Annotated in this window: 10 protein-coding genes; 6 read left to right on the top strand and 4 right to left on the bottom strand. The window is 35.7% G+C overall.

Annotated features, from left to right (window positions below):
• The first annotated feature begins 105 nt into the window (after positions 1-105).
• Positions 106-4,002: a SpaA isopeptide-forming pilin-related protein gene (locus tag ACXVYO_RS17140; protein WP_458467952.1), complete on the top strand. Its 3,897-nt coding sequence runs from the start codon at positions 106-108 to the stop codon at positions 4,000-4,002.
• 57 nt (positions 4,003-4,059) lie between these two features.
• Here ACXVYO_RS17140 and ACXVYO_RS17135 read toward each other — a convergent pair whose 3' ends face one another.
• Positions 4,060-5,799 carry an N-acetylmuramoyl-L-alanine amidase gene (locus ACXVYO_RS17135; protein ID WP_458467951.1) on the bottom strand — a complete coding sequence of 580 codons (1,740 nt, stop codon included), beginning with the start codon at positions 5,797-5,799 and terminating at the stop codon, positions 4,060-4,062.
• A 259-nt stretch (positions 5,800-6,058) separates the two neighbouring features.
• Here ACXVYO_RS17135 and ACXVYO_RS17130 point away from each other — a divergent pair, with 259 nt between their 5' ends.
• Together ACXVYO_RS17130 and ACXVYO_RS17125 are read left to right on the top strand one after the other, a co-directional pair.
• The gene (locus ACXVYO_RS17130; protein WP_063263540.1) at positions 6,059-7,549 is read left to right on the top strand and encodes a coproporphyrinogen III oxidase; all 1,491 of its coding nucleotides are present in this window, start codon (positions 6,059-6,061) and stop codon (positions 7,547-7,549) included.
• A 221-nt stretch (positions 7,550-7,770) separates the two neighbouring features.
• Entirely contained in the window at positions 7,771-9,327 is a 1,557-nt protein-coding gene (locus ACXVYO_RS17125) for a fatty acid--CoA ligase (protein ID WP_458467949.1), read from the top strand.
• A gap of 576 nt (positions 9,328-9,903) precedes the next feature.
• Here ACXVYO_RS17125 and ACXVYO_RS17120 read toward each other — a convergent pair.
• Positions 9,904-10,101, bottom strand: coding sequence for a hypothetical protein (locus tag ACXVYO_RS17120; RefSeq protein WP_458467948.1), 198 nt, complete (start codon positions 10,099-10,101; stop codon positions 9,904-9,906).
• Positions 10,102-10,287: 186 nt separating this feature from the next.
• Between ACXVYO_RS17120 and ACXVYO_RS17115 the strand changes: the two genes are divergently transcribed.
• The gene (locus ACXVYO_RS17115; protein WP_458467947.1) at positions 10,288-10,422 is read left to right on the top strand and encodes a hypothetical protein; all 135 of its coding nucleotides are present in this window, start codon (positions 10,288-10,290) and stop codon (positions 10,420-10,422) included.
• A 150-nt stretch (positions 10,423-10,572) separates the two neighbouring features.
• Here ACXVYO_RS17115 and ACXVYO_RS17110 read toward each other — a convergent pair whose 3' ends face one another.
• Positions 10,573-11,043: a hypothetical protein gene (locus tag ACXVYO_RS17110; protein ID WP_061679992.1), complete on the bottom strand. Its 471-nt coding sequence runs from the start codon at positions 11,041-11,043 to the stop codon at positions 10,573-10,575.
• Between the two features lie 151 nt (positions 11,044-11,194).
• Between ACXVYO_RS17110 and ACXVYO_RS17105 the strand changes: the two genes are divergently transcribed.
• Complete coding sequence (locus ACXVYO_RS17105) at positions 11,195-12,709, top strand: SulP family inorganic anion transporter (protein WP_458467946.1); 1,515 nt, start codon at positions 11,195-11,197, stop codon at positions 12,707-12,709.
• Between the two features lie 197 nt (positions 12,710-12,906).
• Complete coding sequence (locus tag ACXVYO_RS17100) at positions 12,907-13,278, top strand: hypothetical protein (RefSeq protein ID WP_458467945.1); 372 nt, start codon at positions 12,907-12,909, stop codon at positions 13,276-13,278.
• A gap of 110 nt (positions 13,279-13,388) precedes the next feature.
• Here the strand turns inward: ACXVYO_RS17100 and ACXVYO_RS17095 are convergent, their stop codons facing one another.
• Positions 13,389-14,270 carry an accessory Sec system S-layer assembly protein gene (locus ACXVYO_RS17095; RefSeq protein ID WP_458467944.1) on the bottom strand — a complete coding sequence of 294 codons (882 nt, stop codon included), beginning with the start codon at positions 14,268-14,270 and terminating at the stop codon, positions 13,389-13,391.
• Between the last annotated feature and the right edge of the window lie 4 nt (positions 14,271-14,274).

The following is a 14,274-nucleotide window of genomic DNA, read 5'->3' as shown; positions in this document are numbered from 1 at the left end:
GTTTTATTTAAATGGATGATTTTAGGTTATTGTAAGTAAGGCTGGGTACATATGAAAGATGCTTGTTGTTTGGTTTTAGGAAGTTTAAAAGGGGGAATGAATTTCTTGAGGAAATCATTTAATCAAAAAATAAAAAAATTAAGTAGTAGTTTTATAGTTGTGTTACTAGTATGTATGAATTTTTTAATCCATTTACCGTATAAAGCGGAGGCAGCTACAACAGAATTAAAAGGCTTAGGTGATGTATCTTATTACAATGCAATCATTTTTGGAGATCATAGTGCAACGAGTGCGGATATTGAGGGTGCGATGGCTGTTCAAAAAAATATGAATGCATCAAGTTATACAGTCGTAGCGGCTGCAACTGGGGCGAATAATTTAGCTGGAGCGACATGGGTAGATGAAGGATATCCATCATTATTACTAGGCGGTCAATTTACGAAAGCGGGAACAGGACAAGTAATTATCCAAGATGGAACAGTGGCAATGACAAAAGATGGTGATCCAGAAGGGGCAATGAAATCATCATATGACCGTATCTCATATAGAGAGCAAGCGGAGATTGATGCTAAATTTAAAGAGTTTAGAAAAGACGTTAATAGTGTAATTGAGGATGCGGGCCAATTACATACTGATAAACCAAAATCGGGTATGACCTTTGGAATCGGTGAAGATGTAAAGAATCCTAACATTTATGTCTCTTCAGGATTAGAAGGGCAAGAACCATTCAATGTAAAGGATGTTTATCTTCCAAATGTAAGTAACAAAGATTTTATTGTTATTCATTCAGATGCAGAAGAAGTTAATTTTGGTGGCGGTGCAATCTTGTATGATACAACAGATAAGGGCGGGTTCACATTAGTTAATACCTCTCAAGCATATGACCCTAATTCCTTCTTTACTGAGTTAGCTAGTAAAGTCATTTGGGTGTTCCCTAATGCTAAAAAGATAACAACTAAAGGATATGGTGTAGTAGGAAGTGTATTTGCACCTAATGCAGTTGTAGATACAAAGGGTGGCTCTATTAACGGACAAGCCTATGTTGGTGGATTACACCAAAGAGATGGATTTGAGGTTCATAATTTTAAATTTAACTGGCCAAAGTGGAAAAAGCCGGCAGCTGAAAAAGGAAATTTACAAATTAAAAAAGTTGATGAAAACGATGAAAACATTGTTTTAAAAGACGCGAAATTTGATGTTATAGACAAAGATAATCATGTTGTGGCTACTGTTACAACAAACGAAAAGGGTATTGCGGAAGTTAAAGATTTACCATTTGGTGATTATTTTGTAAAAGAAATTAGTGCACCAGAGGGATATATAAAAGTTGATACACCAGTAAAAGTAACAATTGATAATACAAACATAATTGAATTTGTTATGAAGAATACGAAAAAAGTAGAAAATGGTCAATTTAAATTATTGAAAAAAGATAGTGAATCTGGTCAACTTTTACCAGGTGCAAAATTTGATGTTATAGATAAAGATGGGAACGTTGTCGAAACAATTATTACAGATGGTAAAGGTGAAGCTTTATCAAAACAACTTCTAGTTGGAACATATACATTAAAAGAAGTAGAAGCACCAAAAGGTTACGAACTATCATCTAGCTTAGTTCATGTGGATGTAGTTGCTAATAATACAGTGACTATAGATGTGTTGAATAAAAAGATAGTTGAAAAAGTAACAGGTCAATTCGAAATCGTAAAAGTAGATGCAAACGATAAAACGAAAGTATTATCAGACGCAGAATTTGAAGTGTACAAAGATGGTAAAAAAGTAGAGACGTTACGAACAGATAAAACGGGTAAAGTAATCTCTCAGAAATTAGAGCCAGGAACATACACATTAAAAGAAACGAAAGCACCGCAAGGATATACATTACTAAAAGAAGAAATTGAAGTCGTTGTGGAAGCAAACAAAGTAGTAGAAGTACAAGTAGAAAATGCAAAAGAACTAGGAAGCTTACAAGTAATCAAAAGGGATGCAGAGAGTGGAAAAGTTCTAGAAGGCGCAGAATTTAGACTGAAGAACGAAACTGGTCAAGTAGTTGGAGAAGCGAAAACAACGAATAAAGACGGCGTTGTGAAATTCGAAAACTTAGTGCCAGGAAAGTATACGCTAGAAGAAACGAAAGCGCCGGAAGGCTATAAAAAAGTAGAAGTAACAGTGGAAGTAAACGTAGTAGCGAATGAAGTAGTAAAACAAGAAGTTATGAATGAAAAGGTAACAGGTCAATTTGAAATTGTAAAAGTAGATGCGAATGATAAAGCGAAAGTATTATCAGGTGCAGAATTTACAGTATATAAAGATGGTAAAAAGGTAGCGGAACTGAAAACAGATGAGAGTGGAAAAGTGATGTCACCAAAATTACCATTAGGTGAATATACAGTGAAAGAAACGAAAGCACCAGAAGGTTACAAGCTTTCAAATAAAGAATGGAAAGTAACAATACAAAACGAGAAAGAAGTAGTGAAAGTAGAGGCGGAAAACGAAAGAATCTTAGGTTCTCTACAAATTATTAAGACGGATGATAAAGATCAAGCGAAACATTTAGCAGGCGCAGAATTTACATTGAAAGATGCACAAGGGAATGTTGTAAAAGAAGGAATTACAACAGATAAGTCTGGAATTGTTAAAGTAGACGGACTAGTGCCTGGTGAATATACGTTAGAAGAAACAAAAGCGCCAGAAGGTTATGAGTTAACAAAACAAGTAATTCATGTAACAGTTGATGGTGAAAAAGTTATTGATGTAAAAGTAACGAACAGTAAGAGCCTTGGTCAATTTGAAATCGTAAAAGTAGATGCAGAAGATAAAGCGAAAGTATTGTCAGACGCAGAATTTGAAGTGTACAAAAATGGTAAAAAGGTAGAGACGTTACGAACAGATAAAACAGGTAAAGTAATCTCTCAGAAATTAGAACCAGGAACATACACATTAAAAGAAACGAAAGCACCACAAGGGTATAAGTTGTTAAAAGAAGAAATTGAAGTCGTTGTGGAAGCAAACAAAGTAGTAGAAGTACAAGTAGAAAACGCAAAAGAACTAGGAAGCTTAGAAGTAATCAAAAAGGATGCAGAGAGTGGAAAAGTTCTAGAAGGTGCAGAATTTAAGCTGAAGAATGAAGCTGGTCAAGTAGTTGGAGAAGCGAAAACAACGAATAAAAACGGTGTAGTAACATTCGAAAACTTATTGCCAGGAAAGTATACGTTAGAAGAAACGAAAGCGCCAGAAGGCTATAAAGCGTTAGAAGTGACGGTAGAAGTAAATGTTGTTGCAAATACAGTAGTAAAACAAGAAATATTAAATGAAAAAGTGAAAGAAAAAATTACAGGTCAAATAGAAATCATAAAAGTAGATGCTAATGATAAAGATAAAAAATTAGCGGGCGCAGTGTTTGAAATTTTGAAAGATGGAGCAAAAATAGACACATTAAGATCAGATGGAAATGGTAAAGCAATTTCGAAAGAACTGGATCCAGGAGATTATATTTTAAAGGAAGTTCAAGCACCAGAAGGTTATGAGTTATCTGATAAGGAAATCGAATTTACGATTTCTAATCAAAAAATTGAAGTAGTAAAACTTCAAATTACAAATGAAAAAGAAACACCAGGTGGAGAAACAGAAAAGCCAGGTGAGGAAACAGAAAAGCCAGGCGAAGAAACAGAGAAACCAGGTGAAGAAACAGAGAAACCAGGCGAAGAAACAGAGAAACCAGGTGAAGAAACAGAGAAACCAGGTGAAGAAACAGAAAAACCGGGTGAAGAAACAGAGAATCCAGGTGAAGGAATAGAAAAGCCGGGTAAAGAAACAGAAAAACCAGGTGAAGGAATGGAAAACGTAGATAAAGGAAAACCTACCTTACCAGAAAAAGAACAAGGTGCGTCCCATGCGCAACGTCTTCCAGCCACAGGACATGATATGAATTATCTACCATTCATTGGTTTTGCTCTTGTTTTATTAGGAATACGTCTTAGATTTATGATTAAAAATAGTTAATAGTATTATAAAAGGCATAAGAGAAATGTTATCTCTTATGCCTTTTAGTTTTGTTTTTTAAGCTTCAATAACTTTAAGCATTCGATTTAAAAATGCGGCTGATTCAGCACGTGTTGCTGTACCTTTTGGTACGAATTCATTCCGTTCGTTCCCTTTTACAATTCCGTAGGCATAAACATTTTGTAATGCCTTCTTATCGTATGCTACATCTTGATCAATGAATGGCAATTTCATTTCTTTTCTATAAATCGAGTTATATGCTAATGCACGGTCAATCATAATAACAGCTTCATCACGTGTGATTGTAGCGGTTGGATCAAATTTATTATTTCCGCGACCACTAATGATACCTGCGCTAGCGGCACGGTTAATTCCGTCTATTAAAGATGGATGTGCTTCGTTTAAGTCTGTAAATTTAGCGTTTCCAGCCGGTAATTTTAAAGCTCGCGACATTAAATTTGCAAACTCCGCTCGTGTTACGAGGCGGTTTGGCCAGTAAGAACCATTGCCGTCACCGAACATGATTTTCCTAGCTGCTAACTGGCGAATGTCTTGCTCATACCACCCGCCTGTAATGTCGTCTTTTTCATGAGGGATTCCTGGCGGCGGAATATCATCTTTATGATGTTCATTATAGTAAGCGTTCGTTCCTTTTAAGAAAGCATCCCATTGTCCGCGCTGAATCATAAATGCAGGGCAGTTTTTTCCGCTCCAAAATTGATGCTTTTGAACGTGATCTAGAGATATGTTTAATTCATTCATTAAATAAGCAGCTAACTTACGCGCATTTTCTACCGCTTTCGCATAATTTCCATCACTATTCACGGCAATTTCAATTCCGATAGATTCATAGTTTCCTGTCTTATTTCCAGCATGCCAACCAACTTCATTTAATGGAAGGTGTTGATAAATTTCTTTGTCATCTACTGTAAAATGCCAAGATGCTGAACGATCAGTATTTCCGCGGGCTTGGCTATCTAAGTACTTCGCATGATTTAACGCGTTAGCACCTTTACTTGTATTAGCGGTTTCATGAATTGTAATGTATTTCGGTTCCATTGCGTAGCCAGGACGAATGTTTTCATTCCCTTTTGGAACGATCATTTCTTTAAACGTAACACCATAAACGTTATTTGTAGGCAAATTAGATGGTGTTTTGAAGAAAGTTGCGCTTCTCTTTTCGATAGAACCTGTTTTTTCAAATAATGATGTTTTCGTACCTTCGAATGTAGCTGAAGGAGCATAAATCCATTTCTCAGTTCCGTTCAGTTGAATTTTAAACCAATTCCTAGCTTGTTCGGTAGGAGCTACTGTTTGTGGCTGTAATGTTATTTTTTCTTTAAATGATTGGAAAGGGAATGAATATATTGATGTTTCGTCTTTCACAATTAGTTTTTGTCCCGAGAGTTTATGAATCTCTTGTACTTCTAAACTATTATTGTCCTCATTAACCCAACCAGAACCGGATGTAGTTTGTACGTAATATGTATTCCCTTTTTTCTTCGTTGCCTTTACTACTGGTTCGGTAATTTCAATATTTGTTTTGGTTTTTAAGTCGTTTGTATCGTAAAGTGGAAGTTTTGTTGATAAGTGGAGAAGATATTCACCCGAGATTTCAAGGTCGTTTTCTTCGTCATGTCTATGCTGCTTTGCATGTTCTTCAATGCTTTTCAAAGCTTGTTCCTCAATAGACAATTCCGCAGTTTTCTCTATATTTTCTGCGAATGAATGGGTAGGTGCTATAAATACTTGTAATGCCAAAGGTAGTGCTAAAATGTTGTAAAACCTTTTTTTCATAGTTGTTTTTTAACACGTTATAGTATCTATGTCGTGTTAACAGTCCTCCTTTAGGTGTATTTAAATTAGTAGCAAGTACTAATACGTTCTAGATTGTAACAAGAGTATATTCTAATGTCTATATAACTAGGAAAAGTTCGTGAAAAACCAATATTCAGTTTGTTTTAAATAGGATATAGAAATAAGGTAAAACCTTCTGTATTGACCTACAAACGCCCTTCAAGTAAACTAAAGAGAGTTTGCAAATGAAAAGGTGATAATGTTGTTAATTTCAATTAAAACGCTACAAGATGATCGTTTTTTACGTCCGCTGCAAAATATTGGCGGCTTATTTTTTGAAGATAGTACGATTGGATTTGAGAAAGAGGAAGCAAATCTTATTGTTGATATACACATTGAAGAGAATGTAAAAGCATCTGCTCGTTTAACAGATGTTGCTACTGGAAATGTGTATGAAGAAACATTCGCAAAAGATTTATCTGCTTTCACAGATGAGAAAGAGCGTATGAAGCAAGTGAAGCACGTTGTTTCTTATGTATATCTTTCTGTTCTTCAGCAGTTAACTGGTCTTGAACAAAGCTGGGGCATTTTAACAGGAGTTCGTCCAACAAAACTTCTTCATAAAATGCTTCAAAGTGGTATGTCAAAAGAAGAAGCGCATCAAGAACTTCGTGAAAGCTATTTAATTCATGAAGAGAAAATTGAACTTCTTCAGCGTATTGTGGATTGCCAATTAGCGGTAGTTCCGGATTTATACCGTTTAAAAGAGGAAGTAAGTATTTATATCGGTATTCCATTCTGCCCAACAAAATGTGCATATTGTACATTCCCGGCTTATGCAATTAACGGACGCCAAGGATCTGTTGATTCGTTCTTAGGTGGTTTACATTATGAAGTTCGTGAAATTGGTAAGTTTTTAAAAGAAAAAGGTGTAACAGTTACGACGATTTATTACGGCGGCGGTACACCGACAAGTATTACAGCAGAAGAGATGGATATGCTGTATGAAGAAATGTATGAAGCGTTCCCAGATGTGAAAAATGTGCGTGAAGTAACAGTTGAGGCAGGTCGCCCCGATACAATTACGCCAGCTAAGCTAGAAGTGTTAAATAAATGGAATATTGACCGTATTAGTATTAATCCGCAGTCATACCATCAAGAGACATTAAAAGCAATTGGGCGTCATCATACTGTAGAAGAAACAATTGAGAAGTATCACTTAGCTCGTGAAATGGGAATGAACAATATTAATATGGACTTAATTATTGGTCTTCCTGGTGAAGGGCTAGATATCTTCAAGCACACGTTAGATGAGACAGAAAAGTTAATGCCAGAATCATTAACAGTTCATACGTTATCATTTAAACGTGCTTCTGAAATGACGCAAAACAAACGTAAATATAAAGTAGCTGGTCGCGAAGAAATTACAGCGATGATGCACGAAGCAGAAGAGTGGACGCAAAAGCATAATTACGTACCATATTACCTATATCGTCAAAAGAATATTTTAGGTAACTTAGAGAACGTTGGTTATGCAATGCCGACGCAAGAAAGTATTTATAACATTGTTATTATGGAAGAAGTTCAATCAATTATCGGACTTGGCTGTGGTGCATCAAGTAAGTTTGTTCATCCGAAGACAGGTGCAATTACGCACTTCGCAAATCCGAAAGATCCAAAATCATATAACGATGGCTTCGTAAAATATACAGAAGATAAACTGAAAATTTTAGAAGAGCTATTTGTATAAGAAGAAAGAGGTTGTTCCGATTTGGAATAGCCTCTTTTTTATTCCGCTATTTGTGGGTTGATTCAAGTTGTGTTCGATATAATTTTATTTACCGCTAAGCAGCACTGTTTGTAAAACTATGTCGATAATAATCAGAAAAATTAGTCAAATCATTAGAGGACAATGTCTACTTATGGACGAAATGATAGATTTATGAAAGAGAAAAGGGGGAAATTGTTGGCATGTACATGACGATAGGGAGAATATTTGATTTAGCGGTTGGTAAGTATCCGAATAAAGAGGCGTTAGTAGAACCAGAAAAAAATATTCGCTGGACATATAAACAGTGGGATGAGCAAATAAATAAAACGGCGCAAGCTCTGTTGAAAGAAGGGGTAAGAAAGGGAGATACTGTATCTGTTTACTTATATAATTGCCGTGAATTTGTAAACGTTTACTTAGCCTGTGCGAAAATTGGGGCAATCTTTAACCCGATTAACTTCCGTTTAAAAGCAAAAGAATTATCGTATATCCTTCAAGATGCAGCCTCGAAAGTAGTAGTCTTTGAAAAAGCGGTTGAATCAACTGTTGCTATCATTGAACGAGATTTTCCAAATTCGTCTTTTTGGTATGTAGAAGACGATACACCTTCCTATGCGAGTTCTTACCATGAAAAAGTAAATGAAGCACCAGCTGAAAAAGTAGATATTGAAGTCGATGAAATGGATTATTGTTCTATGCTGTATACGAGCGGTACGACTGGTCATCCGAAAGGCGTACTACATCGCCATCGTGAAATGACTGAGCATAGTATGATTTGTACGTATTTCATAAAATATAATAGAGATAGTGTTGGGCTTGTAGTTGCGCCTTTATATCATTGCGGCGAGTTAAATGCTGGAATCATTCCGCGTATTCAAGTTGGTGGAAAGAATGTGATTTTACATCACTTTGATACAGATAGAGTATTACATACGATTCAAGAAGAGAAGATTACGACGTTTTTTGCAGCACCGACGATGTGGAATATGTTACTGCAAAAAGATTTAACAGAGTACGATTTAACTTCGATGAAGATTGGTGTTTATGGAGGAGCGGCGATGGCTCCAGCGTTAGTGAAGGAATGTAAAGAGCGTCTTTATATTAATCTTGTCCAAATTTACGGAATGACAGAAATGGGACCAGTAGTTGCGTTTCTCGTAGAAGAAGATCAAATTACGAAAGCAGGTTCAGCGGGAACACCATGCTTTAGTCATGAAATCCGCATCGTAAAACCGAACGAAGATGCACCAGCAGAGCCAGATGATGTATTGCCTCCTTATGAAGTTGGGGAGATTATTTTGCGCGGCCCAACTATGATGGCTGGTTATCATAACCGAGAAGAAGCAAATGCAAAATCGATGTATAAAGGATGGTATCACTCGGGTGATTTAGGTTATTTCGATAAAGATGGCTATTTATTCGTCGCAGATCGTGTGGATGATATGGTAATTAGCGGAGGGGTTAATATTTATCCACGTGAAATTGAAGATTTCCTTCATAGTCATCCTGGTGTATTAGATGTTGCTGTGCTTGGTGAGCCAGATGAATTATGGGGAGAACGTGTTGTAGCTGTCGTTGTAAAGAAAGATGAAGCGATTACAGAAGAGGATTTAGAAATATATTGTAAAGACAGTGATGAATTAGCAGATTATAAACGTCCGCGTCATTATTTATTTGTGGATGAACTGCCTCGTAATGCGAGTGGAAAATTACAAAAATTTGTCCTGAGAGAGTCGTTGAAAGGTGCGAAAAAATAGAAAGTGTGGGATGCACTATACCTATGTGATTTTCGCCTGTTTGTCTGTAAGTAATATCTTTGCTCTTTTGTAGAGGTGGAGAATTAAGTGAAGATCAATTAGTCTTCACTTAATTCTCGTTTCTTTGTAAAGACGAGAAATTCGTGCATTTGGAACAATGTGAAAGAACTAAAGGGATGTAATGTACAAAAAAAGACACCCTAAGGTGCCTCTTTCCGACTTGAACCATTTTCATTTCATACGAATCTATCCGTATTACCCCTTTGTTATAAGTGTAAACACATACTATAAAGCAGAATCGTCTATATACACTAATTGTTAGTTCAAAAAATACAAGAGATTTGAACTGAGTATTGGAGTAACGCCACATCCCCTGAAATGATTGATATGTTACGCCTTTTAAAAGAATCTGCTTTATAGAACGTGTCCATAAGTTGTATTTTACTACATGTAATATTCATTTGGTTTATTTTTTGTGAATATGTATAATTACATAAACTTCATAAGAAAAAGAGAGTATGCTTTGTTATTTTGTAATAAAGGTGAAGCCCACCTACAAAAAATAGGGGGCTTTTCTTATTTTTTATAAATATTTATTCCAATTATATTATCAGATGAATCTAAACGAACATACACGTCATCTGACAAAAGATGGGCATTATATATTCTTGGTTTATACGTTGATATCTCGAAGCGTTTTCCATTTGATTCACATTCCAAAATAATCATATCTCCATGTTCTTTCCAATTTACTAATCTAGCAGTTGTATTCATTTTTAATCCTCCTCTAGATCATTTTATGTAAATTAATAGAAACAGTGTGAGGAAGGAGTTTATATAGTCAAAAAGAAAGGTGAAGATATGGTAACATAGTAACTTTTAAAAAACAAACTATTTAATTATATCAATAATAAGATTAACTAATATAATGTATTAATCTAACAGAAAGGAGGAATAGCTATGCAATTAGTTTGTTTTAAAATAATAAGTGGTCAATACTTCTTATTTGTAGAAGGTATTCAAATTCCTGTACCAATTCCAGCAGTAGCTGCAGCTCTATTAATTGGTTTAGGAATAATTCCACTTTGTTCTTAATTTAAGGAAGCCCACAAGTTCTACCTTTCAATTGATAACCCCTCAAGTATATGAATACTTGAGGGGTTTTTTATTGTTATAAAAATCATTGAATGAAATGGGGTTCGCAACATTGTTTGATGGTCATGTTGGTATGCCCACTTTCTACTTTTATTTACGTGAAAATCCTTCTTCATCAAGGTATTCCGCAGCTTCTGGATAAGAGTTGAATGTACCGTCTAAGTTTACACCAGCGTACACGTTCCACATGTCATCCTCTTGAATAAGAGTTAGGATATGACCGTCTTCGTTCTTCCATTCTTCTTCAGCAGCAGGTTCCATTGGTGCTACAATTTCCTCTGGCTCTTGTGATAGACGTTCAATTACTTTTTCAATTAATGAACGTAGTTCTTCTTCTGAAAACTCACGGATGTTAATCATACCTTTATCATCTGTTTTATAACCTTTAATGAAGTTTGCATATACAAATCCGTTTCCATTTGGGTGTAAATGATATACAACGTTCTTTTTATCTAAACGACTTTCTTCAAAGTGAAAGTTCACGCGTTTTAATGATACGTTCTTTCTTTCTAATTCTGGGAAAGATTCAATAATCGATAATTTTTCTTCAAAAGTTAGCATAGTGCCTCCAAATATATAATAAAAGATTTAATTTGTTCATTATACCATAGTTATAATAGTTTCCAAAGGTAAGGAGAGGCTTATAATTGAATGCGTTTACGTCACGATACTGTAAAAAGTGGGCTAACGAATATATTCTTTTAGGTGTACAATGGAATGTGGACTTAATGTGAAGGTGGTTATTTATATGTTTCAAAAAATAGCAAAGGAATGTTTAGCTGGTTTTACTGTTGCGATTGTTGCGTTGCCACTTGCCATTGCATTTGGTATTGCTGCAACGGGAACGTCTGAGGGAGCACTAGTCGGATTGTATGGTGCGATTTTTGCAGGTTTATTTGCGGCGTTGTTCGGTGGTACACCGGGTCAGGTTACAGGGCCAACTGGACCGATTACGGTTATTGCAACAGGCGTTATTGCAACGCACGGATTAGAGGCGAGTTTTATAGCATTTATGATGGCGGGACTGTTTCAAATTTTATTCGGTGTATGTAAGCTTGGTTCTTACGTTCGATATATTCCGTATCCTGTCGTTTCAGGATTTATGAACGGAATCGCATTAATTATTATTTTAGGTGAAATGAAGCATGTGCAAAATAGTTTTCTACTCGTAGTATTAACGATTATTGTAATGATTGTTTCTGGAAAATGGATTAAGGCTATTCCATCTAGTTTAGTTGCATTAGTTGGTGTGACTGCTTTGCTTCCTTTATTTTCTTCTGCGTTAGAAGGACTTACAGTGAGGTTACCGATTATCGGCAATCTGTCATTAAATAAGGTGATTGAGAAGATCGGGACGATTCCAGAAGCGATGCCGACGCTTCATATTCCATCTTTAAGTGGAACAGGCTTAGCGGAACTTATTTTACCAGCGCTTAGTATTGCTTTATTAGGATCGATTGACTCGTTGTTAACATCGGTCGTAATGGATAATGTGACGGGGACACGTCATAAAAGTAATAAAGAACTGGTTGGACAAGGTATCGGTAATATGATGAGTGGATTGTTTGGCGGATTGGCAGGAGCAGGTGCGACTGTACGGTCTATCGTTAATATAAGAAGTGGCGGTAAAACGGCGCTTTCAGCAAGTATGCATAGTGTTATATTATTTATTTTCATTATGGGACTTGGATCAGTCGTGCAATACATTCCACTTGCTGTATTATCAGGTATTTTAATTTTAACTGGTATTGGCATGTTTGATTGGGAAAGCATGAAGAAAATGCATGTAGCACCAAAAGGTGATGTCATTGTTATGCTCGTAACAATGGTTGTCACAGTGAAGTTTGATTTAATGATTGCTGTTGCGTTCGGAATTATTCTTTCGTTCATTATATACATAGTGAAATGTAAAGAACGTAAAGCTTCTATTGTAAAAGAAAAGGAAGCGACGTATAAAATTAAAGGCCCACTTTCTTTTTTAACAGTGGATCGTATTTTTTATGCGTTACAAGACGTAACGTCTCCGGTTGTTTTACGTATGAAAGATGTACGCTATATGGATGTATCAGGAGCTATGGCATTGTTGAACTTTGTTGAACAGTCGGATAAAGCGGGCGCGAGTGTGACGCTAGAACAAGTGCCTGCTCATATTGAAAACACGTTAGTAACGATGGCGAGTAATGAGCAGAAAGATAAATTACAGTTTGTAAAAGCTGAAGCTATATAAGGAAATACCCTCGTATGAGGGTGTTTTTTATTTTGTTTAATATCTCTATATAGAGATATTTTGCGTTTATTGACATTTATTAATCTTAGCAGTATAGTAACATCTTAGATTATCAATGTGCTATTATAAGAAGGTATATGAATTTTGAGATTCCTTTATATTCAGAAGGAAGAGCTTTAAGCTGGAGGGAATATTTGATGTACAAACAGTTACCACATGGAGTGAAGATCGGGATTACGCGATCAATTGTTGTTTCTTTTGAGAAGTATATGAAAGAAATTGAATGGAATGAAGAAAAATTTGATATGCAGCAATTTGTTGAACAGTGGAAACAATACTTATACACAAAATCAACTTGGGTCAATAAAGTAGATGATCAGTTGAAAGGACATCCAGATTTCCATCAAGCATTAGCAGTGAAAGTGAATGAAAAAATTAACGAGCTTATTAATGAAGAGCCGAGCGAAGAGCAAGTAGAGCAATTAAAGAGAAATAAAGTGCAACACGCAGATGAAATGTGCAAATTAGAAGCTGAATATCATATTGAACGTTTATTAGTAACGAAGTAAATTTTACATAAAGAATAAGCCTGTCCAAGGAGGTGTGATGACCATCTTTTTGAACAGGCTTTTTGTATGAAAAAGAATAAGAGAGGCTGCTTCCAGAGCAGCCTCTCTTATTAGTCTTGTGGTACAAACGCTTTCCAAGAAGATAGATCCATATCTTCTTTTAATATAGACGAAGCAGGGAAGACAAATGACCACGGTTTTGTAGTATTCGCTTTAATTTCAAGATCCGGTAATGTGAAAGCACCTTTCACAACAACTGCACCTGAAGCATCTTCAATATGAAGAGGAAGTTGCTCTAGTTGAATGTTGTCTTTGCAACCGTTACGAATAAGAAGCGTTGTATGTAAATCACCGTTTTCTTTTCTTGCAGCTTGCAGACCTAGGAAGTTAATTTCACCATCATTTGGAGGTGTTAAATTGTCTACGAAATTACGTAAAGCTTCTTTGCTTGCTTCAGGTAACTGAGCTTCCCAAGATGGATCTAAATCTAATGCATGCTTACTTTCAAGTTCAAATGCTAATTCCCAATCTGTTTGCGATAATTCAGCATCTGTAATTGTTTCTTGCTCAAATGTAAAGATGAATGGCATATTTACATTGGCAGGAATATCTCCTAATGCAGAAAGGTTAAATGTTTTGCGAGCACATAGTTTCTTCTCTTTATTTAGAAGGATTAATGTAACCTCTTCGAAAGAAATTGGTTTCGGAACAGTGCTACGAATAAATACAGCTACGTCATAACCATTATCACGTTTTTCAATCTCAATTCCAGATAAAGAAATTTGATATTCTTGTAAACGTGTTAGTTCTTTATGTAAAAATTGATAAATGTATTTTTGTTCTTGTGCTACTGCACCCCAGCTAGGGTGGAAGTAAAGCGTTGGTTTTACAGTTTTATTTTCAGTAGTTGTTTCTTCCTGTCCGAATAATTGATTACTAGAGACAGTCGTATCTTTTCCGCTTTTCTTAGCTCTTTTTAGGAATGATAACATAATC

Source organism: Bacillus sp. BC08, from assembly GCF_054326875.1.
Note: the sequence above shows the minus strand (reverse complement) of the source record. Positions and strands in the feature narration are given on the sequence as shown.

Coding starts and splice junctions, on each gene's coding strand:
- ACXVYO_RS17125 (WP_458467949.1), top strand. CDS start 7,771: ATGTACATGACGATAGGGAGAATATTTGATTTAGCGGTTGGTAAGTAT.
- ACXVYO_RS17095 (WP_458467944.1), bottom strand. CDS start 14,270: ATGTTATCATTCCTAAAAAGAGCTAAGAAAAGCGGAAAAGATACGACT.
- ACXVYO_RS17120 (WP_458467948.1), bottom strand. CDS start 10,101: ATGAATACAACTGCTAGATTAGTAAATTGGAAAGAACATGGAGATATG.
- ACXVYO_RS17110 (WP_061679992.1), bottom strand. CDS start 11,043: ATGCTAACTTTTGAAGAAAAATTATCGATTATTGAATCTTTCCCAGAA.
- ACXVYO_RS17105 (WP_458467946.1), top strand. CDS start 11,195: ATGGAATGTGGACTTAATGTGAAGGTGGTTATTTATATGTTTCAAAAA.
- ACXVYO_RS17130 (WP_063263540.1), top strand. CDS start 6,059: ATGTTGTTAATTTCAATTAAAACGCTACAAGATGATCGTTTTTTACGT.
- ACXVYO_RS17135 (WP_458467951.1), bottom strand. CDS start 5,799: ATGAAAAAAAGGTTTTACAACATTTTAGCACTACCTTTGGCATTACAA.
- ACXVYO_RS17115 (WP_458467947.1), top strand. CDS start 10,288: ATGCAATTAGTTTGTTTTAAAATAATAAGTGGTCAATACTTCTTATTT.
- ACXVYO_RS17100 (WP_458467945.1), top strand. CDS start 12,907: ATGTACAAACAGTTACCACATGGAGTGAAGATCGGGATTACGCGATCA.